Raw genomic sequence first — 22,046 nt, 5'->3', positions numbered from 1 at the left:
TGAATTGGTTTTTATAGGAAATAGTTACGCCGCTGAACTTTATAGCCATCCAGACGGCTAGACGTGGAGCTATCCTGTCATGAGTTTTTCTCAGCGACAATGGAAGAATTTTCACGTCACGTGAAAAAAATTCATCTTAGACATCAGTTTATTGCAGAATCGCCGTTCGACGACGAAACAAGCATCGTCAAGCCCGAGCAACTGTCTGGCCTGCTCGCGCGTCATTTCCGGTAGCGGCAGGTAACCATCCTGACTGACCAGCGCCTGCCCCGGCGCTGACAGTACCCGGCCCAGAAACGCGGCGGTCAGCGGCTCCAGCGGTTTGCCTGGCATTTTATTGACGTAAATGTAGAGATAGCGCGTATAGGGATAACGCCCGCTGCGGATGGTGTCGGCGGTCGGCAGCACGTAATCGTCTTTGTCGCTGGCCGCCAGCGGCAGCACCCGTACCCCGCTGGCGCGAAAACCGATGCTGGCGTAACCGATGGCGTTGACCGACGCCGCCACCGCCTGCACCACCGAGGCTGAACCGGGCAATTCGTTGACCTGCGGCAGGAAATCGCCGCCGCACAGCGCCTGTTGTTTGAAGAAGCCATAGGTGCCGGAGGCCGAATTGCGCCCATAGCGCAGTAGCGATCGTTGTCGCCAGACGCCGTTCAGCCCCAGTTCCTGCCAGCGTTGCACCGTTTTCCCGGCGCCGCAGCGGCGCGTCACGGAAAAGATGGCGTCAAGCTGGCGCACCGTCAGCCCGGTAATCGGGTTGTCCTGATTAACCAGCACCACCAGCGCGTCCAGCGCCACCGGCACCGCCGTCGGCGCGTACCCGTAATGCTGCTCGAACGCTTCGATTTCGCTGCTCTTCATCGGCCGGCTCATCGGCCCCAGTTGCGCCGCCCCTGCCGCCAGCGCCGTCGGCGCCGACGACGAGCCGGCCGCCTGAATCTGCAAATTAACGCCGGGGTAATGCTGGCTGAAATCCGCCGCCCAGAAGGTCATCAGGTTCGCCAGCGTGTCGGAGCCGGCGCTGGACAGGTTGCCCGCCAGCATCGCCTGCGGTGCGGCGGCGGCGGCCTGACCGAACAGGCACAACAGCAAGGCAAGCAGGCGGCGGGTGGGTATCATGTGCGGTTTCCATCGGGGTAAAAGACAAGAGCACGCTATTTTCGGCACAGCGGCGGGGACAATCAAGCCCCGCCGCCGCCATTACAGCTGTGGATTCGCGGCGTTCTGACTCAGCACCGAACGGACAATCAGCCGGTTCGGCAGCGTAAACATGAAACGGGAGCCTGCGCCCTCTTCGCTGAGGATCTCCAGCCGGGAGTCGTGGTGGCTGAGCGCATGCTTGACGATCGCCAGCCCCAGCCCGCTGCCGCCGGTCTGGCGCGAACGGGCCTTGTCGACACGATAAAAACGCTCGGTCAGGCGGGGAAGGTGTTCGGCGGCGATGCCCGGGCCGTTATCGCTGACCTGGAACTGCGCGCCCTGCGGCGTCTGCTGCCAGCACACCTCAATGCGAGTGCCCTGCGGCGTATGGTTGACGGCGTTATACACCAGATTCGACACCGCGCTGCGCAACTGTTCTTCGTTACCGAACACTTGCAGCTGCTCGTTGACGCGAAACACAATCTCGTGGCGTCCCTGACTCAGGGTATCGGCTTCACGCTTGAGCACCCGCAGCATCAGCGGGATATCCACCTTCTCGTTGAGATCGATAGCGGCGGCGGCTTCGATGCGCGACAGCGTCAGTAACTGCCGCACCAATCCGTCCATGCGGCGGGTTTGCTCCTGCATGGTGTGCAACGCCTTGGACTGCAACGCGCCATCCAGCGATTCGTCGTTCATCATCTCCAGATAGCCCTGCAACACCGTCAACGGCGTGCGCAGCTCGTGGCTGACGTTGGCAAAGAAGTTGCGGCGCGCGCCTTCCAGTTGGTGCATCTGGGTCACATCGCGGGCCACCATCAACAGCTGCCCTTCCGAGTAGGGCATCACCCGGAATTCCACGTGGTGGGAATTTTTCAGCGTCAGCGTCAGCGGGCGGCTGAAATCCTGCTGTTGCATGTACTGGGTGAACTCCGGGTAACGCAGCAGATTGAGGATATTCTGGCCGTTGTCTTCCGGCCAGCGAAAGCTGAGCAGGTGCTGAGCCAGCCGGTTACACCAGATGATGCCGCCCTCTTCAGTGGTGATGACCACCGCATCCGGCAACGATTCCGCTCCGCTGCGAAAGCGTTTAATCAGCAGCGCCAACTCGCGCCGACGGCGGCGGTTGCGCAGTTGCATCTGATAGAGGCCGTAAAACAGCGGCTCCCAGCTCCAGCGGCCGGGCGGCGGGGTCATGCTGCGGTCAACCCACAGCCAGTAGGACAGGCGCAGCTGGTTATAGAAGTTCCAGCACAGCGCCGCCAGTACCGACGCCAGCAGAAACCAGGGCAGATAGCCGATAATCAGCCCCAGCAGCAGACCGGGCAAACAAAAAAAAGCCAGCTCCAGCGCCAGCTTTTTCCAGGACAAACGTTCTAGCACGTCAGATTTTCTCCGGGACTCACGCTATCAATAACGTGTTGAGAAACGGTATCCAGTTCCCCGAACGGTCTGGACCATCTTGTCGTGTCCGCTGGTTTCCAGCGCCTTGCGCAGGCGGCGGATATGGACGTCCACAGTACGATCCTCAACATAAACGTTAGTGCCCCATACGTGATTCAGCAACTGCTCACGACTATATACCCGTTCCGGGTGCGTCATAAAGAAATGCAGCAGCTTGAACTCCGTCGGCCCCATATCCAGCGCGTGTTCTTCCGTGGTCACCCGATGCGAAGAGGGGTCCAGGCTCAACCCACGCATTTCAATCACTTCCTCAACCGCCATCGGCGAAATCCGGCGCATCACCGCCTTGATGCGCGCCACCAGCTCTTTAGGCGAAAACGGTTTGGTGATGTAATCGTCGGCGCCCACTTCAAGACCGCGCACGCGATCTTCTTCTTCTCCACGCGCCGTCAGCATCATGACCGGAATATCACGGGTCAGCGCTTCGCGTTTCATGTGCTTGATAAACTGCAAACCGGACCCGCCGGGCAGCATCCAGTCCAGCAGCACCAGTTCAGGATAAGGTTCGGCCAGCCGGGTAACGGCGCTATCGTAATCCTCAGCCTCAACCGGCTGATAGCCGTTCTGTTCCAGCACGAAGCACACCATCTCGCGAATCGGCGCTTCATCTTCCACCACCAAAATACGTCTTGCCATATCAATCCTGCCGTTAATCGTCACGGTTAGCGTGCGGTGTGCATTATGCGTCAGTTTTATGACAGATTTATGAAAAATGGCGCCCCTGCCCGCGGCACGTTTACTCCCCGACGGCTGCGGCCCCCAGCCGCTGCCGGAGACCGCCGGTACGCTTAATTTCTCACATTATCCGTCCGCGACGACACAGCCAAATACTCCCGAGTAGCCGGGGTCACACAGATATTATGGGACATGCCCTAAACTGCACGCCTATAATCGCCGATGATAAAGACGCGGTGTTTCGCCATGACGAACAAGCGCCTTGCCTCACTGACCGCCATTGTCCGCAAGCACCGCCAAAACAACCATATCGTTTGCACTCACCTGCAGGGAGTCTCATGCGAATTATTCACACGTCTGACTGGCATCTCGGTCAGTACTTTTATACCCGGAGCCGTGCGCCTGAGCATCAGGCGTTTTTGCAATGGCTGGTTCAGCAGGTTGAGCAGTATCAGGCCGATGCAGTAATAGTAGCAGGTGATGTGTTCGACAACGGCGCACCGCCCAGTTATGCCCGTGAAATGTATAACCATTTTGTGGTGGCGTTGCAGCGCACCGGCTGCCAGTTGGTGGTGATGGGCGGCAACCACGATTCGGTCGCCACCCTGAATGAATCACGCGCGCTGCTGGCCTGCCTGAATACCCGGGTGATCGCCGGTTTTGACGGCGATATCCACGAACAGGTGCTGGTGCTGAACAATCGCGCGGGCGAGCCCGGCGCGCTGCTGTGCGCCGTTCCCTTTCTGCGTCCGCGCGACGTGCTCACCAGCCAGGCCGGCCAGTCCGGCGCGCAAAAACAGCAGGCGTTGCAGGATGCCATCACCCATCATTATCAGCGCTGTTACCAGCTCGCCTGCGAGCAGCGTGAAGCGCTGGGCCGCGAACTGCCGATTGTGCTGACCGGCCACCTCACCACGGTGGGCGTCGCCACGTCCGACTCGGTGCGTGATATCTATATCGGCACGCTGGACGCCTTCCCGGCGCAGGCCTTCCCCCCGGCGGACTACATCGCGCTCGGCCATATTCATCGCCCGCAGCGGGTGGCGCAATGCGAACACATCCGCTACAGCGGCTCGCCGATTCCGCTGAGTTTTGACGAACTGAACCATGAGAAATCGGTGTATCTGGTGCATTTCGAGCAGGGAAAACTGCAGGAGGTCACCGCGCTGACCGTGCCGACCGAACAACCGATGCAACTGGTGAAAGGCAATCTGCCGGAGATCGAACGTCGGCTGGCCGGATTCCGCGACTATCACGGCGACAAACCGGTGTGGCTGGACATTGAGATCGCCACCCAGGATTATCTGAGCGACATTCAGCAGCACATTCAGGCGTTGACCGAGCCGATGAATGTGGAAGTGCTGTTGCTGCGCCGGGCGCGGGAACAGCAGCAACAAATGCTGGTGCAACTGGAGAAGGAAACGCTGGAAGAGCTGCAACCCGCCGAGGTGTTTGCCCGACGGCTGGCGCTGGAGAGCGATCTGGACGAGGCGCGCCAGCAGCGCCTGAAAGGGTTGTTCGACCGGGTCATTCAGGAAATTGACGAGCAGCGACGGGAGGCGTCCGCATGAAAATTCTTAGCCTGCGCCTGAAAAACCTCAACTCGCTGCAAGGCGAGTGGAAAATCGATTTCACCCGCGAGCCGTTCGCCAGCAACAGTCTGTTCGCCATCACCGGCCCTACCGGCGCGGGTAAAACCACGTTGCTGGACGCCATCTGCCTCGCGCTGTACCACCAGACGCCGCGCCTGAAAGTCAGCCCCAGCCAGAACGAGCTGATGACGCGCCACACCGCCGAATGTCTGGCGGAAGTGGAGTTCGAGGTGAAGAACGTCGCCTACCGCGCCTTCTGGAGCCAGCGTCGCGCCCATAACAGCCCGGAAGGCAATCTGCAGCCGCCCAAGGTGGAGCTGGCGTTGTGCGTCGACGGCAAAATCCTCACCGATAAGGTGAACGACAAGCTGACGATGATCGCCGATATCACCGGGCTGGATTTCGATCGCTTCACCAAATCGATGATGCTGTCCCAGGGGCAGTTCGCCGCCTTCCTGAACGCCGATGCCAATCAGCGGGCCGAATTGCTCGAAGAACTGACCGGCACCGACATTTACGGCCAGATTTCGGAGCGGGTATTCGAGAAACACAAAGACGCCCAAACCAAGCTGGAAACCCTGCGGGCGCAGGTCGCTACGCTGGAATTGCTGAGCGACGAACAGCGCCAGGCGCTGGAGCAGCAGTTGGAAGCCATCCGCCAGCAGGAACAATCGCTGTCGCTGCACCGGGAAGAGGTGCTGGGACATCAGCGCTGGTACGACACGCTGCTGCAGCTCCAGCAGGCGCAACAGCAGGCCCAGCAGCAGCGCGCCGCGCAGGATCAATTGCAGCAACAATCGCAATCGCAGATGGATAAACTGCAGCGCAGCGAACCGGCGGAAAAACTGCGTCCGCGCTTTGATGAACGCGAGCGCGCGCTACGGGAAAAACAGCGCCTGACCCAACAGTTGAATAGCGTCCGCCAGCAGATCAGCCGCCAGCAGGATGCGCTCAATCTGTTGAAAATCCAGCTGGAAAAAGCGCAGGCCACCCGACAGCAGCACGCCGAGCATCGCCAGCAACAGGAAACCTTGATCAATGAACGTATCCTGCCGCTCGACCATCACATCGCCACCCATCAGGCCCAGCGCGCCCAGCAACAGCAAGCGCTGGATAACCTGCTCGAACAGCAGAAAACGCTGATCGCCAGCCTGACCAGACTACAACGCCAGCAGGAACAGACACGGCAACGGCTGGAAGACATCGAAAATTATCGCCAGCAGCATAGCCGCCACCAGCATTTGGGCAGCCATATTCCGCTGTGGCAGGCGCAATTTCCCCAGCAGCAGAAATGGCAGCAGGACTTGCAGGTGCTGCAGGAAAAAGCGGCGCAGCAGCGGATTCAGGCGGAATACCTTGACCAGCAACGTGCCTCGCTCGCCGAAAAACATCAGGCGCAGCAAAGCGCCTGCGAGCGAGCAAGCCAACTGCTAAGCGAACATCTGCAGCAGGATGAACAGCTGGAAGCGGAGCAACCGCTGACGAACCTACGCCAGCAACTGGCCCGGCTCATGGCTGAACGGCCGGATCGCCAGCAACTGGCCACCAGCGCCGCCGTGCTGCAGCAGCTGATTAGCCAACGCACCCTGCTGGAAGCGCAACAGCTGGATACCCAGCGCCGCATTCAGGCGCTGGAAGATCAACAGACTCAGCAGCGTCAGGACTATCAGCGCCAGGCCGACCATCTGACCGACCTCGACAAACGTCACGAACTGGAGCTGCGCATCGTCAGTCTGGAGCGCGAGCGCCAGCAACTGCAACCGGGCAAAGAGTGCCCGCTGTGCGGCTCCCCGCATCATCCGGCGGTAGAACGCTATCAGGCGCTGCGCCCTTCGGAAACCCAGCTCCGGCTGCATGCGTTGCGTCAGGAGGTAGAAGCGCTGAAAGCCAGCGTGGTGCAGACCGAAACTCAACTTCAGTTGCAAAAACAGCACCGCCAGCAGCAGCAAAACGCGCTCGACGGCGTCCGGCGCGATTACGAGTCGCTGCAATTGCAGTGCAAATCAGTCAGTGAACGCTTACTTGTTGATTTCGATCCGCTGCAACTGCCGGCCCTGCATCAGTGGATTGAAGAATCCAACGCGCAGGAGCAGTCGTTGCAGGCGCAGATCGCCAGTCGTGAGCGTAATCAGCGCCATATTCAGGAAAGTAAGGATTTACTCACCTCGGCACAGCAACTGCTGGCGCAAACCGTACAGCAACTGGAGCTGAACACCCAGCAACAGGCGTCGCTGCACGCATCGCGGGAAGAGCTGCGGCTGCTACTGGAAAAAACCGAACGCGAGTTGCAACGCCTGCACGACAGCCTCAACCAGACGCTGGAAACGTTCGAACTGACGGCGCCCACGCTGGCGCAGCAGGAAGACTGGCTGCGTCAGCGCCAGACGGAATGGCTGCGCTGGCAGGAAAACGAACACGAACAGCATCAGTGCCAGCCGCAACTCGCCGCGCTGGAAGCGGAAATCATCGCCAGCCAGCAGCGGCAGGAAGAAACCGACGTCGCCATCAAAACCTACCAGCAGCAACTGGCCGACACCCAACGCACGCTGGAACAGGCGCAGCAACAGCGCTGGCAATTGATGGGCAATCAGGCGGTAAATGAGGTGCTGAAGCAGTTGCGGCAGGTCAGCCAGACGCTGGAGCTGGAAAGCCAGCAGGCGCAGCAGCAGTGGCAACAGGGTCAGTCGTTGCACAGCCGCCTGAACGGGGAAATCGGCAGTCTGGAACAGCAAAACCAGCATGCCGAAACCGCATTGCAGCAGCTTCAGACCGGGTTTGCGGAAGAACTGGCCGCCGTCGGATTCGACGATGAAGCCGCCTTCCGCCATGCCTTGCTGACCGAGGCCGAGCGCCATCATCTCCTGACGCTAAAAGAGCGGCTCAGCCAGCGTCAGCAGCAGGTGGACGCGCTATTGCAGCAGGCGGACAGCGCGCTGGAGCAACACATGGCGACCCGGCCGGAATCGATGCCGGAAGGCATCAGCGACCATGACATCCGTCAGCTGCTTTCCGGCCTCGGGGACATGGTGAAAGCCGAAGCCGCACATCAGGGCGAACTGCGCCAGCAGCTTGCCAGCGATCAGCAACGCCGCGACAAGCAGCGGCTGTTGCTGGAGGCAATCGCCCGCGGCCAGCAACAGTGCGATGACTGGGGTTACCTCAATCAGTTGATCGGCTCGCAGAAAGGCGACAAATTCCGCCGCTTCGCGCAGGGGCTGACGCTGGATCATCTGGTGTTTCTGGCCAACCGCCAGCTATCGCGTCTGCATGGGCGCTATCTGCTGCAACGCAAGGCATCCGACACGCTGGAATTGCAGGTGGCCGATACCTGGCAGGCCGACGCGGTACGCGATACCCGCACGCTGTCCGGCGGCGAAAGTTTTCTGGTCAGCCTGGCGCTGGCGCTGGCGCTATCCGATCTAGTCAGCACCAAAACCCGCATCGACTCGCTGTTCCTCGACGAAGGCTTTGGTACGCTGGACGGCGAGACGCTGGATACCGCGCTGGACGTACTGGATAACCTGAACGCTTCCGGCAAGAGCATCGGCGTCATCAGTCATGTGGAAGCGATGAAAGATCGTATCCAGGTGCAAATCCGGGTCAGAAAGCGCAACGGTCTGGGCGTCAGCCAGCTCGACAGCGCGTATGCGGTGAAATAAATTCAGCGGGGGCGCATCTGGCGTCCCCGCTGGACGTTTATCGCTCTTGCGGCCACAACCAGGCGGCGCCGCGCACGCCGCTGGAGTCACCGTGCATCGCCTGTCGAACCGGCGTATCGCACTCGCCGCCGAACACCCACTGTTTCAGCAAATCGGGCACGGTGTCATACAGTCGTTTGACGTTGCTCATGCCGCCGCCCAGCACAATCACATCCGGGTCCAGCAGGTTGACGATATGCGCCAGCGACTTGGCCAGCCGCTGCTCATAGCGTTGCAATGCCTGTTCCGCCAGCGCATCGCCCCGCCCGGCCAGATCAATAATCTCATGGCCCTGACGCGCCTGGCCGCTCAGGCGCTGATAATCCATGCCAAAGCCGGTGCCGGAGATAAACGTCTCGATGCACCCCGTGCGGCCGCAATAACAAGGCATCGACTGCTGGTCGCGCCATTCGTCGGCATCCATCCACGGCAGCGGATTATGCCCCCACTCGCCCGCCACGCCGTTGCGCCCGATGTGCGCCTGCCCGTTCAGGGCGATGCCGGCGCCGCAACCGGTGCCGATAATCACCGCAAACACCTTGCCGGCGCCAGCCGCCGCGCCATCCACCGCTTCGGATACTGCAAAGCAGTTGGCGTCGTTCGCCACCCGTACCGGCCGACCTAACAATTGCGCCAGATCCTGATCCAGCGGCTGCTGATTCAGCCACACCGAATTGGCGTTTTTGACCCGGCCGGTCACCGGCGACAGCGTGCCGGGAATACCGACGCCCACGCTGCCGCGCTGTCCGGTGGCCTGCTCCGCCATGCCAACCAGATCGGCGATAACTTGCAGGGTTTGACGATAATCGTGGCGCGGCGTCGCCATCCGGTGGCGGAATGCCTCACTCCCCTCGTCCGTCAGCGCAATGACCTCGGTTTTGGTGCCGCCCAAATCAATACCTATTCGCACGTTGCCTCCTGTTTATCCACCGAACTCGCGTATTCCTGATGATGACATTATCGTACCGTCCCTCACCACAATTCGTTATCATGCCCGCTGCGAATAACCCCTGCGTCCTGATACTCGCCCCACGTTATCACGTGGAGCCGCGCCAGCGACGCGCCAGTCTGGGAAGAAAAATGCTGTGGTTTAAAAATTTGATGATTTATCGCCTGAGCCGCGATATCAGCCTTTCTGCGGACGCCATGGAGACACAGCTGGCCTCCTTCGCCTTTACCCCCTGCGGCAGTCAGGATCTGGCCAAAACCGGCTGGGTCTCGCCGATGGGGCCGCACGGCGATGCCCTGACCCACGTGGTCAACGGTCAGATTCTGATCTGCGCCCGCAAAGAAGAGAAGATCCTGCCTGCGCCGGTCATCAAGCAGGCGCTGCAAGCCCGGATCGACAAGCTGGAAGGCGAACAGCACCGCAAACTGAAGAAAACCGAAAAGGACGCGCTGAAAGACGACGTGCTGCACAGCCTGTTGCCCCGCGCGTTCAGCCGTTTTAGCCAGATTTCGCTGTGGATCGACACCGTCAATCACCTGATCATGGTGGATGCCGCCAGCGCCAAGAAAGCCGAGGATACGCTGGCGCTGCTGCGTAAAACGCTGGGGTCGCTGCCGGTGGTGCCGCTGACCATGGAAAACCCGATCGAGCTGACGCTGACCGAGTGGGTCCGTTCCGGCCAGACGCCCGCCGGTTTCACGCTGCAGGACGAAGCCGAGCTGAAAGCGGTGCTGGAAGACGGCGGCGTCATTCGCTGCAAGAAGCAGGAACTGGTCAGCGATGAAATCGCCACCCACATCGAAGCGGGCAAAGTGGTGACCAAACTGGCGCTGGACTGGCAGGAGCGCATCCAGCTGGTGCTGGCGGACGACGGTTCGCTCAAGCGTCTGAAATTCGCCGATACCCTGCGCGAGCAGAACGACGATATCGACCGGGAAGACGTGGCTCAGCGGTTTGACGCCGACTTTACGCTGATGACCGGTGAAGTGGCGGCATTGATCGCCAACCTGACGGAAGCGTTGGGGGGCGAGGCGCAGCGGTAATCACACCAGAGTGCTGATAAATCAGCGCGTTGGGCTGTAGACAAATCAGCCGGGTTGTTTTGCGGATGGTGATGTCTGTCCGACCAGTGAGTGATTTCGTGCGGGATAAATGATGTAGTTTCCTTGTCTATTTCATCGCACGCACGACAAGAAGAGGCTCAGACGCCGCCTCTCCTTGACCACTGGCTAAAGGCTAAACTGCGCCGCTGCGCGGTTCCTTCGGCGTTCGCCTTCGCTGTTCGGGCCGCCCGTGACGCTCTCCCGGAGCGGCACGGGCTTTCGCGACGTCCTGTCGCTCACCCGGCGAAGTCGCCCACCTCAGCGCAGTTTTTGACGCCGTAAACCCCATTATCTGTAGCCACAAGGTTTGTCGGCAATCATAGGGTGCCGGACAGCACCCTGTCGTGTTACAGCTTGAAGTGACTGATCGAGGAGTGCAGTTCTTCAGACTGCGATTGCAGCGAGGCGAAGGCGGACGCCGCTTCCTGCACCATCGCCGCGTTCTGCTGCACCATTGAATCCAGCTGCGCCACCGCTTTGTTGATCTCCTGAATCCCACGCATCTGTTCTCCTGACGCATGGGTGATTTCCGACATCACCGTACTCACGGAAGACACGCCGTCGACAATTTCGGTCATGGTGTTGCCGGCCTGACGCACCTGCCGCGAACCGGTATTCACGCTCTCTACGGTGGACTCGATCAGCGCCTTGATCTCTTTCGCCGCCTGCGCGCTACGCTGCGCCAGCGAACGCACTTCTCCCGCCACTACCGCGAACCCGCGGCCTTGTTCGCCGGCGCGTGCGGCTTCCACCGCGGCGTTCAGCGCCAGGATATTGGTCTGGAAGGCGATGCCGTCGATTACGCCGATAATATCGCCGATCTTGCCGGAAGCCACCTCGATTTCCTGCATAGTGTCGACGACCTCGGCCACCACTTTGCCGCCGGCGCTGGCATCGTTCGCCAGCGAGCGGGTACGATCGTTCACCTGCTGGGCGGAACCGGCCGACTGGGTAACGGTGGCGGAAATCTGCTCCAGCGCTGCGGCGGTTTGCTGCAGGCTGGCCGCCGCCGCTTCGGTGCGGGACGCCAGATCGTTGTTGCCGGTCGCCACTTCGTCGGTCGCGGTTTGCAGCGATGCGCTGATATCGCGAATCTGCAGCATGATCATGCTGAGTTTGTCGACAAAGGTGTTGAACGAGCGGGCGATCTGCGCCACTTCATCATGACCGTCGTCCGGCAGACGCAGGGTCAGGTCGTTGGTGCCGTGGCTGATGTCGTCCATCGCATCACGAATCTGCAGCAGACGTTTGAGCGAGGCGTTGATCAGCACGCCCACCACCACCGAACCAAGAACGCTGATGATCACCAACGCGATCACCGACGTCCACAGCAGCGAACCCATACCGGCTGTGGCTTCCGCCTTGTCCAGCGCGACCAGCACATACCAATCGGTGCCGGCTACCGGCTGAGTTCTTACCAGCATGTCGCGCCCGCTGATGCTCAACTGCACCGGGCGGTCGGATTTCAGCACCTGCCCCAGGTTCACCTGCGGGGCGATCTCGGTCAATTTTTTCAGCGTCAGTTTGGCATCCGGATGGGCGATGATGGTGCCATCGGCCTGAATCAGAATGCCGTAGCTGGCGGGTGTCGGATGGATGGCTTTGACGTTGGCGATGACGCTGTCCATGGTCACGTCGCTACCCAGCACGCCCTTGACGTTGCCGCCGTCCAGCACCGGCGCCACAAACGACACCACAATGGTATTGGTCGCCATATCCAGATACGGCGCGGTCGCGATGGCTTTACCTTCCCTCACCGCCTGCTGGTACCAAGGGCGGACGGTGGGATCATAATTGGCCGGAATACCGCCGGGATCGGCAAATTTAGCGGTGTGGTTGGCATAACCCATATACACGTTGATGAAGCTGCCCGCCGCCGTCATCTGTTTGAACACCGGAATCGGATCATCGTTGGTCAGCACCACGTTATTGAGCGACGTAATGATTTGTTTTTTAGCGGCTACCCAGTCGCTGATGGCCAGGCTGTGGCCAGCGGTCACGGCGGTAAGCAGGTTGTTGATGGATTCATCGTTATATTTATCAGTCACCCGGTAATTCAAAGAAGTATTAATTACCAGAGCAACCACAATGATAGCCGTGCACACGGCCAGAATACGAGCGCGAGTAGTTTTAAGCATAGTGACCACGTAATTATTGAAATGCTTTTTTTTAGATAACCACAACGATCGCCTCATCAGTTACGAGGCATTCCATTCGAGAAAGTGAAACTGTTTGCAGAAGTATCTCCTCTCAATCACACGGACTAACGACACCGCAACCAACAGAAGGGCCCTCTCACAGGAAAATACAATGGCCGCTATCAGATTTACAGATTTATCTGAAATTTTTTATATAAGAAAACAATATGAATTCCGCAATTAATAACAAATCAATAATATATTTAAATATATATTTTCAAATCACCATCGTTTCGCCAGATAATTACCAAACGTCATTATCACTATACCCAAAATAATTCGAGTTGCAGGAAGGCGGCAAGTGAGTGAATCCCGATGAGCTTACTCAGGTAAGTGATTCGGGTGAATGAGCGCAGCCAACACACCTGCAACTTGAAGTATGACGGGTATATAAAATGGAATAGCAAAACGTTTCGACCATCATATGGCGGCAGGATGACAAACAGATGGCACTGCGGCATGGATAAGCTGGGAGCGTAAGGTAATATCAGAAAACGGCTGTCGATATCATCGACAGCCGATTATCACGAAAGGAAAAGATGACTGGAATCAGAGATAACGGCACAGATAGGACGACGGTTCAGACACCTTCAGTTTGAACTCGCTTTTTTCCGGCACGTTGAAAACCGCACCGGCTTCAAACAGTTGCCATTCCTGCGCACCCGGCAGCAGCACGTTCAGCGCGCCGCTGACTACCGTCATTTCTTCCGCTTGCCCGGTGCCAAAGGTATATTCGCCGGCTTCCATCACCCCGACGCTGGCGCGGCCGATGCGGCTGCCGTCAAAACCGATGGATTTTACTTTCCCTTCAAAATACTCATTTACATTCAGCATAATGCCCAACCTTTCTGTTAAAAAATCGATTGACCGTCAGGCCGCCGGCAGACGCAGCGTCTGCACCAGTTCCGAAACAATCACGGCCGGCGCCCGGGTGGCGTCCACCACATAGTGCGCCACATCCTGATACAGCGCCTCGCGCTCCCTGAGCACCGCTTCCATCTCTTCGGCTATCGGCCGACCGGTCAGCGTCGGTCGCTGATGCGCCTGCGGACTGGCCTGCAGCCGCTGCGCCAGCGCCTGTGCCGGCGCGTGCAGGTAGATTACGATCCCCTGCGTACGCATAAACTGACGATTCTGTTCCAGCAGCACCATACCGCCGCCGGTCGCTACAATCCGGCTCGGCGCCGTTACCGCGTGCAATGCATCGCTTTCCCGGCGGCGAAATCCCGGCCACCCTTCAGCGGCGACCACATCCGCCACGGTCAGGCCGCTGGTATGCTGCATAAAAATGTCCGTATCGACAAACTCATAGCCAAGCGACCGCGCCAGCTCACCGCCAACCGTGGTTTTTCCGCACCCTCTGGCACCGACCATAAAAATGGGTTGTGTCATGTCACGACCAGTCCTTATTTTTCTCAGGCCTGCCAGCCGCAGCGAGGACTGCTGCCAGCCGGCGCCTGTCGTACCAAGAGCAGAATCATACAGGCAATAATCCTCATTAAGAAAGCCTCCGCGCTGCCCCGGCATGGGGAAAGCCACTTCACGCCAGCTTTCCGTTTAAATTCAGCACAACACGCCATAATGCTTACCAAATATGGCAAGTTACGCCGTAAAAACCGGCGTTATGCCGCCGGCCGCATGACAAACAGTCAGGCCGCCGGTCGGCGGCCTGTTGGTACGGCAAAAGCGCCGCTCAATAGGTGTGGAAATAGTCCTGGATCACCGCCGGATCGCTGGTACGGGTCAATGCCAGCATCAACAGGATACGGGCATGGGCCGGGTTAAGAGAATCCGCGACCAGACCCGGCAGCGCCTCATCCGGCGGCACGATGCCGTTGCCGGTGCGGGAGGAGCGCATCACCACCACGCCTTTATCCTGCGCCTTGCGCATCCCGGCGATGCCGCGCACCGATACCGAACCCGCGCCCATACCGGCATAGACAATGCCTTTCACGCCGTGGCTGATGGCGGCGTCGTACAGGTATTCCGGGTCATCCTGATAGCCATAAAGAATATCGACTTTCGGCAGCGAGGTCAGGCCGCGCACATCGAACACCGAGCGGTTGGTATGCAGTTTGTCGAGACGGTTCTGGTAGTAGATATGGTTGCCGATCACGACTCCCAGATAACCTTCTTCATTCGCCCGGAAACTGTCCAGCGTCGAGGCGTTGCTCTTGGTGATATAACGGGCGGAACCGATACGATCATTGAGCACCACCAGCACGCCGCGGCCGCGAGACTGTTTGTCGCTCGCCACGCGGACCGCTTCCAGCAGGTTCATCGGACCGTCGGCGCTGATGGCCGTAGCCGGACGCATCGCCGCCGCAAACACCACCGGTTTGTCGCTTTTCACCGTCAGATGGAGGAAATAAGCCGACTCCTCCAGCGTGTCGGTACCGTGGGTAATCACCACGCCGTCCACATCGTCACGCGCCAGCAGCGCGTTCACCCGTTGGCTCAGTTTCAACACCACATCGCCGGTCATGTTTTCGCTGGCCATGTTGGCGAATTGCTCGCCTTTCACGTTAGCCAGTTTTTTCACATCAGGCACGGCGTTGATCAGCGTATCCACGCCAAGCGCGCCCGCCTTGTAACCGGTGGTCTGGGTACCCGTCGCCGCCGAGCCGGCAATAGTACCGCCGGTTGCCAGGATGACGATATTTGGCAGCTTATCTGCCGAGTTGGCCGTAAAAACAAAGAAGAAAACAAGAATAAACAGAGATTTAAACCATCGTTCCATAACAGATTCTCTTTAATGGGTCAGAGGACGATCGGGCTGTTCCCGCCCGAAAACCGGCATCAGCCGATCGTTTTTTTATCGAAAAACTCCTTATCTGCCAGCCGGAAGGCTGGCATCGGCGCTTATGTTGCAGCGCCCCCCAAAGGCTGTATAGCGTCTGATGACCAACAGGAGAGCCAGATCACTGAATAAGCGGCCTATTTTCAGCGGCATCCTCTTCAGCGAGGCTGATGCGGGCAACCGCATCGCGGCTGGCCTCGCGGCGGGCGTCGCCAACCAGTTCCACCAGCGTGCCGGCGCGCATTTCCAGCAGCCGGTCCGCCTGTTCGAAATAGTGGTCGTCATGGCTGATGGCGATAACGGTTTTTCCTGCCGAGCGCAGTTGCGGCAATAGCACCTGATAAAACACCCGGCGGAATTGCGGGTCCTGATCGGCGGCCCACTCATCCAGCAGCAGGATATCGCGCTGCTCCGCTACCGCCAGCAGCAGCGCCACCCGCTTGCGCTGCCCCTGCGAGAGCGACAGATTCAGGATGCGCTGCTCCGTGATATGCAGTTTCTGGCGCATATTGAGCCGATCGAGCCAGTCGGATACCAGCGATGTGTCCGGAGCACCGCCCTGCGGCCCCATCAGGCGCTCAAACAGGTGGAAATCGGTAAACACCGCCGAAAACAGCGTCTGATACTGCGCCAGCGGCACCGGCCGGTTATCCAGCATCAGCTCGCCCGACATCGGCGTGTATAGCCCGGTCAGCAGCATCGCCAGCGTTGACTTGCCGCTGCCGTTGCCGCCGATCAGGAACACCAGCTCGCCGCGCCGCAGCGTGAGATTGATCGGCCCGACCTCAAACCCGCCGTCGTCATAGCGAAAGCAGACATCGCGCAGCGTCAGGGTTTGCCACTGGCGGGGGGCGGATACCGACGAAAACCCCGGCTGATAATCGACCAACTTCAACTGGCGCAGCTTGTCAAACGCCACCTGGGCGCTGACCAGCGTAGGAAACGCGCCTACCGCCTGCAACAGCGGCGTGCGCAAAAACAACAGAATCAGGGAATAGGTAGCGGCTACCGCGTTATCGGCCCAGCCCAGACTGTTGGCCATAAAGAACACCGCACCGATCGCGCCCAGCATCATGATGTTCGACCAGTTGATGGCGCTCAGGTGGTAGGTATCCGCCCGGATAATATGGTGACGGTAGTCGTCGGCATGGCGCTGATAATCCTGCTCATACAGCTGGCGCGCCCGGTCACGATTCAGCGACAACTCTTTGCAACCGTCGATCACCCGCTGGTAATCCTCATGCAACCGGTCCTCTTCTTCGCGCACCTGATTGAAATGACGGTACACGCGGGAAACCAGCCAGTAGCCGCCCCAGATGGTGACCGCCACCCACAGCGTCGTCACCAGCATCATGCGGGGAGACAGCCAGGCCAGATAGGCAGCGCAGCCGAAGGTCAGAATGATGCCCTGCACCAGTTCCGGCAGGCGCACAAACGCCAGCGTGATGGTGCGGATATCGCTGGCAAGGCTGGCCTGCAACTGCGCGGGGCCAATCTGGCGCAGCCGCTCCAGCCCGGTGTCGAGAATACGTTTGATCAGTTGCCCGCGCAGGCGGCAGACGAAATGGTGGCCCAGCACGGTCAACGCCAGTTGCGAAGCCAGCGTCACCGCCATCAGCAATATCAGCAAGCCGATGAACCCCGGCAATACTTGTAGCGTCGGGCGAACGGTCTCAATCAGTTGCTGGTTAATGAAGGCGATCAGGCCAATCCCCAGCGCCGCGCTGGCGAGGCTAAGAAAGATAACGGTCAGGAACGGCCAGCGATACTGCCGGTAGACAAGGTGAAGTAACTCCATAATATCCGCTTTTCTGTAACAACGAGCGCAGCCAGTTTAGTCAGCCCCGAAGCGATATCAAGAATTATTCTCACCATGAATTACGCCGTCTTTCAGCGTCTTACTCCGGCAGCGTCCAGATCTCGCGGGCAACGCTCACCATATGCCGCAGTTTGGCCCACTGTTGTTCTTCCGTGAGGGCATCTTTGTCGCAGTGCCCAAAACCGCATTTTGGGCTGATAGCCAGTTGCTGCAGCGGCACATACAGCGAGGCGGTATTGATCGCCATCTTGACCGAATCCAGCGTTTCCAGCGCCGCGCTGCAGGAATCCACCACGCCCAGCACCACTTTCTGACAACTCACCTGACGCAACGGCTCCAGCCCGACCGGACGCCGGTCATCGTATTCGATGAACAGGCTGTCCACCGCCAGATTCGCCATCGCATGCCCCATCACTTCACGCCCACAGCCATAAACCCAGTTGGGAGAAAAACGCCGGCAGCACATATGCAGGCTGATGAACATATCCGGCGGGCGTTGCGCCAGCGCCTGATTCAGAGTACGGGTGCAACGCTCCAGCAGATCGCGCCATTCGAACCCGGCCGCGTTTTCCCTGTCCATCACCTGACCGTCGCACAGGCGCGCCCAGAACAGGTCATCCAGTTGGAGATAGCGGCACCCCTGACGGTAAAACGCCTGGATCACTTTGCGGTACACCGCGACCAGATCATCGCAAAACGCGTCCAGCGACGGGTAAACGTCATTGTTGCGGATAGCCGGATACATCAGCATATTTGGGCTGGGAAGCGTCTGTTTCGCCAGAATTTCCCCGTCGTCGCCCACCGCCTGATGCAAAAAGCGATAGTGGGTCAGAAAAGGGTGTGCGTCGTCAAAATCGAGTTTGCCCACCACCCGCAACCGGCAAGGCGTATCGCCGTCCGGCAGGGCCGTGTCATCAACGGCAATGCCCGTCAGACAGGAGAAGAAATCGGTGATACCGTCGCGAATACGCAGTTCGCCGTCGGTAATCGCGCTCAGGCCGCAAGCTTTCTGGCGCTCGACCACATTCAGCACTTCTTCGTTTTCGATTTCCGTTAGCCGATCGTGGGTTATGAGACCTTGCCGCCATGCCTGCCGGGCCTGCTTCAGACGGCGCGGCAATAAAAAACTGCCTACATGCTCGGCGTGAAACGGCGGATAAGGTTTTTTCACTGTGCGCATTTCACGCGTCCTTTTGGTTTACACGACACGGTTGTTTCAACGGCAGTGTCGGCGCTTCAATGCGCGTCTGTTTACTCGGGTTATCGTCCAGGCGGCGGACTGTCACTGATCCGTTCACCGATGTCAATCGACGGGGCGATGATTGTCGCACCGATTCCTCCTCATCGACAAATAACAAAATTTAATTATTTCATTGCTATCCATTTAGCCCATTCCGCGATAGCGTATTTGCCTGCTATCGCCGTTTTTCCGGCATCGCTTTTTCATGCAAAGGAAAATTGTCCCTACCGGCCGCTATCGTTATGATTCAACGGATGGTTTCCGTCAATCCACCCGTCATACCGTCTTGTTATTGTGCGCGCTTACTCGCAAGGATGGCTTTATGGAATATACGATCCTCTCTGTCTCGCGCCGGTTGTTAACGGCAAGAACGCTGGCGCTGATGCTGGCAATCACGCTGCCGCTGCTTGCCGCTTGTGGTCGTACCGCGCTTCCCCCGCTGGGGCAGCCTTCTTTCGATGCTTACCAACAGCAAACCGAACAGTGGGTACGGCAACATCGGGCGTTTCAGTCCGACGATCTCGGGCAGGAGCTGCTCTGGAACACGCCGCAGGAAATCCGCCCGGCGGACTCCCCCCGTAAAGGCATCCTGCTGGTACACGGACTGGGCGATGCGCCCGGCACCTTCAGCGATGTCGCCCCGGAGTTGGCGCGGCAAGGATACCTTGTTCGCACGGTGCTACTGGCCGGACATGGCACACGGCCGGAAGATATGATCCCGGTGTCGCTCGACGACTGGCGACGGGTGGTCGCCGAGCAGGCCAGACTGTTGCAACGTGATGTGGATGAAGTGTATCTGGGCGGGTTCTCCACCGGCGCTAATCTGGCGCTGGAGTATGCGCTGGAACATCCTGAGATCCGCGGGCTGGCGCTGTTTTCCCCCGCTATCCGCTCTAATGAAACCTTTGACTTCCTGACGCCGCTGATTGCCCCGTTTCGGGAGTGGTTGCGCACGCCGCGACCGGGAGCGCCCGCGCAACTGACGACGCGCTACCTGCGGGTGCCCACCAACGGCTTGGCCCAGTACTATCTCTCCAGCCTGGCGGTGCGCCGCCTGCTGTGGCGCCATGATTACGACCGCCCGGTGCTGATGGTGGTTGCCGAACACGACTCGGTGCTGGATACCCCCTACCTGCGACAGCTTTTCCGCACCCACTTCACCCACCCCGCCAGCCGTCTGATCTGGTACGGTCAGCCGGACAACGCCATAACCAGTCGGGAACAGATACGCGACGATCGTCTGCCGGATTGGCGCATCAGCCAGTTCTCACACATGTCGGTGCTGTTCTCGCCGGATAACCCGCTGTATGGCAGCAACGGCTCGGTGATACTCTGCAACAATGGTCCTACGTCTGTTGCTGCCGACCAATGCCGCGATCGCAGCCGGTTCTGGTATTCCGACTGGGGCTATCAGGAAGCGGGTAAAACCTATGTGCGGCTAACCTTCAACCCCTATTTTGACTGGCAGAACGGTATCATGCGGGAGGTTCTGGCGGCGTCTGACCAGACACAACTGCGCTGACGCGCGACTGTCATCATTGACCAATACACTGGTGCGTCGGCGACGCTGCGCCCGACGCACCATCCGCCGCGAACCGACCGCCTGATACCTGTTTTTCACTTACTTTTTTTCAATTATTTGTTTTTAAATTACTTTTTCTAAATTAACTGTTTTTCACTTCCGGAGGCCCCCGATGGATTTAGCCCTGTTTGATCTGGACGAAACCCTGATCTGCGCCGATAGCACCGGCTTGTGGCTGCGCTGGCTGGAATCGCAGGGATTTGCCGGCAAGGAACTGCTACAGCAGGAACAACACCTGATGCAGCGTTACTATCAGGGCACATTGGCGATCGAAGATTACATGTATCTTTCGCTGTCGCCGCTGATTGGCCTGAGCGCCGAAACAGTCTCCGGCTGGGTGGACCGCTTTATCCGGCGCGACATCCTGCCGCGGCTCTACCCGGCGGCGCGCGAGCGCATGGACTGGCACCGTCAGCGCGGCGATACCCTGATCATTATTTCCGCCAGCGGCGAGCATCTGGTACAACCCATCGCCCACCATCTGGGGGCCGATCACGCGCTGGCGATCGGCGTTACGCTGGAAGACGGGCGTTTCACCGGCGACATCTACGGCATGCCGACGTATCAGCACGGAAAAGTGATCCGCATACGCGAATGGCTGGCGCACCGCGATGGCGAACCATTCGACCAGTTGCACGGCTACAGCGATTCGCTCAACGACCAGGCGATGCTGGAATTCGTCGATCAGGCTTACGCCATCAACCCGGCGCCTGAACTGGCGGCGCTGGCGCAGGAGAAAGGCTGGCGCATCTGCCGCTGGCAGCGTTAGCCGGCGTTTATCGGCTAACGGAACGTATCGGCGTCAGCCCGATATCCGCCGCCAGACGCGCGTGCTCACGATCCAGCTCGTCGATGATAAAGGTGATGAAATGGCTTAACGCGGCGGAACGATGCTTACCCGCCAGCGTCTGCACCTGCAGGCTGCGCTGGGTCAACGGTTCGCTGCGTACCGGTTTGAGCAGCAAACCGTCCTCCCGCGCCCGGTACAGCACCGAAAAATGGCTGCAGGCGGTGACGGCATCCGGCGTCTGTTGCATGAAGTAGTAAAGCGCGGAGAAGTTGTTGCAACTGAGCGCCGGTTCCAGAAAGGTGCCGCTCATCCGGCAGGAGAGATCGAACAATTGGCGAATGGTGGTGCCCTGCTGCGGCAGCACCAGCGGAAACCCGTGCAAATCCGCCAGTTGGACCGCTTTGTTCGCCAGCGGGTGATCCGGCCGCATCAGCAGCAGCACCGGCGCCGGGTAAGACGCCATCACTTCGACGCCGCGCTCCGGCGACAGGCTGAACTGAAACGCCACATCGCATTCGCCGTTGCGCACCATTTCCGACACCTGTATCGCGGTGCCGACCTGCAGGAAGAACGTCACGGCCGGGTTGTCCTGCCGGAAACGGGCAAACAGCCCCGGCAGCAGATCAAACGCCATGCCGTCAGTACAGGCGACCCGCACAAACGTTCGCCGCACCGCCTTCAGTCCCTGAATCTCGGCAATAGCGTACTCCATGTCCATCATGCTTTTACGCACGTGGTTTTCCAGAATTTGCCCGGCGTCGGTCAACACCATGCCCCGGGCATGGCGTTCAAACAGCGGCGCGCCGATGCGTTCTTCCAGTTTGTGGATCTGTCGGCTGATGGCCGACACCGCCACAAACAGCTGCTGGCTGGCGGCGCTCAGGGAGCCGGTATTGGCGACCGCCAGAAAATACCTGATTTCATTACTATGCATCGCATCGCCCTCCGCCTGCCTCGTTTTTGTGCAAGCAAGCTTTATATTAAAAGCAAAGC

The 22,046-nt window shown here is 59.2% G+C and carries 16 protein-coding genes; 5 read left to right on the top strand and 11 right to left on the bottom strand.

Annotated elements, in window-relative coordinates:
* Positions 1-111: 111 nt before the first annotated feature.
* The 3 genes from DXX3274_RS05885 to phoB form a co-directional block, all read right to left on the bottom strand.
* On the bottom strand, positions 112-1,122 hold the full coding sequence (locus tag DXX3274_RS05885) for a PstS family phosphate ABC transporter substrate-binding protein (RefSeq protein ID WP_238556089.1): 1,011 nt from the start codon (positions 1,120-1,122) through the stop codon (positions 112-114).
* Between the two features lie 81 nt (positions 1,123-1,203).
* On the bottom strand, positions 1,204-2,526 hold the full coding sequence (phoR, locus tag DXX3274_RS05880) for a phosphate regulon sensor histidine kinase PhoR (protein ID WP_039691534.1): 1,323 nt from the start codon (positions 2,524-2,526) through the stop codon (positions 1,204-1,206).
* Between the two features lie 27 nt (positions 2,527-2,553).
* The gene (gene phoB, locus DXX3274_RS05875; RefSeq protein ID WP_012770778.1) at positions 2,554-3,243 is read right to left on the bottom strand and encodes a phosphate response regulator transcription factor PhoB; all 690 of its coding nucleotides are present in this window, start codon (positions 3,241-3,243) and stop codon (positions 2,554-2,556) included.
* A gap of 377 nt (positions 3,244-3,620) precedes the next feature.
* Here phoB and sbcD point away from each other — a divergent pair, with 377 nt between their 5' ends.
* A complete protein-coding gene (sbcD, locus tag DXX3274_RS05870) occupies positions 3,621-4,853 on the top strand; it encodes an exonuclease subunit SbcD (protein WP_042859043.1) in 1,233 nt (410 codons plus the stop codon).
* Positions 4,850-8,533, top strand: a complete 3,684-nt coding sequence (locus tag DXX3274_RS05865; RefSeq protein WP_042859042.1) for an AAA family ATPase — start codon at positions 4,850-4,852, stop codon at positions 8,531-8,533. The genes sbcD and DXX3274_RS05865 overlap by 4 nt, the downstream gene beginning before the upstream one ends.
* A 37-nt stretch (positions 8,534-8,570) precedes the next feature.
* On the opposite strand, the gene mak is transcribed toward DXX3274_RS05865, so the two are convergent.
* Positions 8,571-9,482, bottom strand: coding sequence for a fructokinase (gene mak, locus DXX3274_RS05860; RefSeq protein ID WP_042859041.1), 912 nt, complete (start codon positions 9,480-9,482; stop codon positions 8,571-8,573).
* A gap of 170 nt (positions 9,483-9,652) precedes the next feature.
* On the opposite strand from mak, the gene rdgC reads away from it, so the two are divergent.
* The gene (gene rdgC, locus DXX3274_RS05855) at positions 9,653-10,564 is read left to right on the top strand and encodes a recombination-associated protein RdgC (RefSeq protein WP_039691541.1); all 912 of its coding nucleotides are present in this window, start codon (positions 9,653-9,655) and stop codon (positions 10,562-10,564) included.
* A 407-nt stretch (positions 10,565-10,971) separates the two neighbouring features.
* Here rdgC and DXX3274_RS05850 read toward each other — a convergent pair whose 3' ends face one another.
* The 6 genes from DXX3274_RS05850 to DXX3274_RS05825 all read right to left on the bottom strand — a co-directional run bounded on the left by DXX3274_RS05850 (position 10,972) and on the right by DXX3274_RS05825 (position 18,621).
* The gene (locus tag DXX3274_RS05850) at positions 10,972-12,762 is read right to left on the bottom strand and encodes a methyl-accepting chemotaxis protein (protein ID WP_042861916.1); all 1,791 of its coding nucleotides are present in this window, start codon (positions 12,760-12,762) and stop codon (positions 10,972-10,974) included.
* A 609-nt stretch (positions 12,763-13,371) separates the two neighbouring features.
* Positions 13,372-13,656, bottom strand: a complete 285-nt coding sequence (gene ppnP / locus DXX3274_RS05845; RefSeq protein ID WP_012770784.1) for a pyrimidine/purine nucleoside phosphorylase — start codon at positions 13,654-13,656, stop codon at positions 13,372-13,374.
* 36 nt (positions 13,657-13,692) lie between these two features.
* Positions 13,693-14,214, bottom strand: a complete 522-nt coding sequence (gene aroL, locus DXX3274_RS05840) for a shikimate kinase AroL (RefSeq protein WP_042859040.1) — start codon at positions 14,212-14,214, stop codon at positions 13,693-13,695.
* 301 nt (positions 14,215-14,515) lie between these two features.
* A complete protein-coding gene (locus DXX3274_RS05835) occupies positions 14,516-15,562 on the bottom strand; it encodes an asparaginase (RefSeq protein ID WP_042859039.1) in 1,047 nt (348 codons plus the stop codon).
* Positions 15,563-15,743: 181 nt separating this feature from the next.
* Positions 15,744-17,420 (bottom strand): multidrug ABC transporter permease/ATP-binding protein, encoded by a 1,677-nt coding sequence (locus DXX3274_RS05830; protein WP_042859038.1) that lies wholly within the window; start codon positions 17,418-17,420, stop codon positions 15,744-15,746.
* A gap of 100 nt (positions 17,421-17,520) precedes the next feature.
* Positions 17,521-18,621 carry a methionine synthase gene (locus DXX3274_RS05825; protein WP_042859037.1) on the bottom strand — a complete coding sequence of 367 codons (1,101 nt, stop codon included), beginning with the start codon at positions 18,619-18,621 and terminating at the stop codon, positions 17,521-17,523.
* A gap of 442 nt (positions 18,622-19,063) precedes the next feature.
* Here DXX3274_RS05825 and DXX3274_RS05820 point away from each other — a divergent pair, with 442 nt between their 5' ends.
* Together DXX3274_RS05820 and DXX3274_RS05815 are read left to right on the top strand one after the other, a co-directional pair.
* Positions 19,064-20,203 carry an alpha/beta fold hydrolase gene (locus tag DXX3274_RS05820; RefSeq protein WP_042861914.1) on the top strand — a complete coding sequence of 380 codons (1,140 nt, stop codon included), beginning with the start codon at positions 19,064-19,066 and terminating at the stop codon, positions 20,201-20,203.
* A gap of 172 nt (positions 20,204-20,375) precedes the next feature.
* Positions 20,376-21,032: an HAD family phosphatase gene (locus DXX3274_RS05815; RefSeq protein WP_042859036.1), complete on the top strand. Its 657-nt coding sequence runs from the start codon at positions 20,376-20,378 to the stop codon at positions 21,030-21,032.
* A gap of 7 nt (positions 21,033-21,039) precedes the next feature.
* On the opposite strand, the gene DXX3274_RS05810 is transcribed toward DXX3274_RS05815, so the two are convergent.
* The gene (locus DXX3274_RS05810; protein ID WP_042859035.1) at positions 21,040-21,987 is read right to left on the bottom strand and encodes a LysR family transcriptional regulator; all 948 of its coding nucleotides are present in this window, start codon (positions 21,985-21,987) and stop codon (positions 21,040-21,042) included.
* Positions 21,988-22,046: the final 59 nt, after the last annotated feature.

Source organism: Dickeya sp. NCPPB 3274 (assembly GCF_000406205.1).
GTDB classification, from domain to species: domain Bacteria; phylum Pseudomonadota; class Gammaproteobacteria; order Enterobacterales; family Enterobacteriaceae; genus Dickeya; species Dickeya fangzhongdai.
This window is presented reverse-complemented; position numbering and strand designations above follow the sequence as displayed.

Bases quoted from the DNA above. Each gene is read 5' to 3' on its own strand.
- DXX3274_RS05885 (WP_238556089.1), bottom strand. From the start codon at position 1,122: ATGATACCCACCCGCCGCCTGCTTGCCTTGCTGTTGTGCCTGTTCGGT.
- phoB (WP_012770778.1), bottom strand. From the start codon at position 3,243: ATGGCAAGACGTATTTTGGTGGTGGAAGATGAAGCGCCGATTCGCGAG.
- sbcD (WP_042859043.1), top strand. From the start codon at position 3,621: ATGCGAATTATTCACACGTCTGACTGGCATCTCGGTCAGTACTTTTAT.
- DXX3274_RS05865 (WP_042859042.1), top strand. From the start codon at position 4,850: ATGAAAATTCTTAGCCTGCGCCTGAAAAACCTCAACTCGCTGCAAGGC.
- rdgC (WP_039691541.1), top strand. From the start codon at position 9,653: ATGCTGTGGTTTAAAAATTTGATGATTTATCGCCTGAGCCGCGATATC.
- DXX3274_RS05850 (WP_042861916.1), bottom strand. From the start codon at position 12,762: ATGCTTAAAACTACTCGCGCTCGTATTCTGGCCGTGTGCACGGCTATC.
- ppnP (WP_012770784.1), bottom strand. From the start codon at position 13,656: ATGCTGAATGTAAATGAGTATTTTGAAGGGAAAGTAAAATCCATCGGT.
- aroL (WP_042859040.1), bottom strand. From the start codon at position 14,214: ATGACACAACCCATTTTTATGGTCGGTGCCAGAGGGTGCGGAAAAACC.
- DXX3274_RS05835 (WP_042859039.1), bottom strand. From the start codon at position 15,562: ATGGAACGATGGTTTAAATCTCTGTTTATTCTTGTTTTCTTCTTTGTT.
- DXX3274_RS05830 (WP_042859038.1), bottom strand. From the start codon at position 17,420: ATGGAGTTACTTCACCTTGTCTACCGGCAGTATCGCTGGCCGTTCCTG.
- DXX3274_RS05825 (WP_042859037.1), bottom strand. From the start codon at position 18,621: ATGCGCACAGTGAAAAAACCTTATCCGCCGTTTCACGCCGAGCATGTA.
- DXX3274_RS05820 (WP_042861914.1), top strand. From the start codon at position 19,064: ATGCTGGCAATCACGCTGCCGCTGCTTGCCGCTTGTGGTCGTACCGCG.
- DXX3274_RS05815 (WP_042859036.1), top strand. From the start codon at position 20,376: ATGGATTTAGCCCTGTTTGATCTGGACGAAACCCTGATCTGCGCCGAT.
- DXX3274_RS05810 (WP_042859035.1), bottom strand. From the start codon at position 21,987: ATGCATAGTAATGAAATCAGGTATTTTCTGGCGGTCGCCAATACCGGC.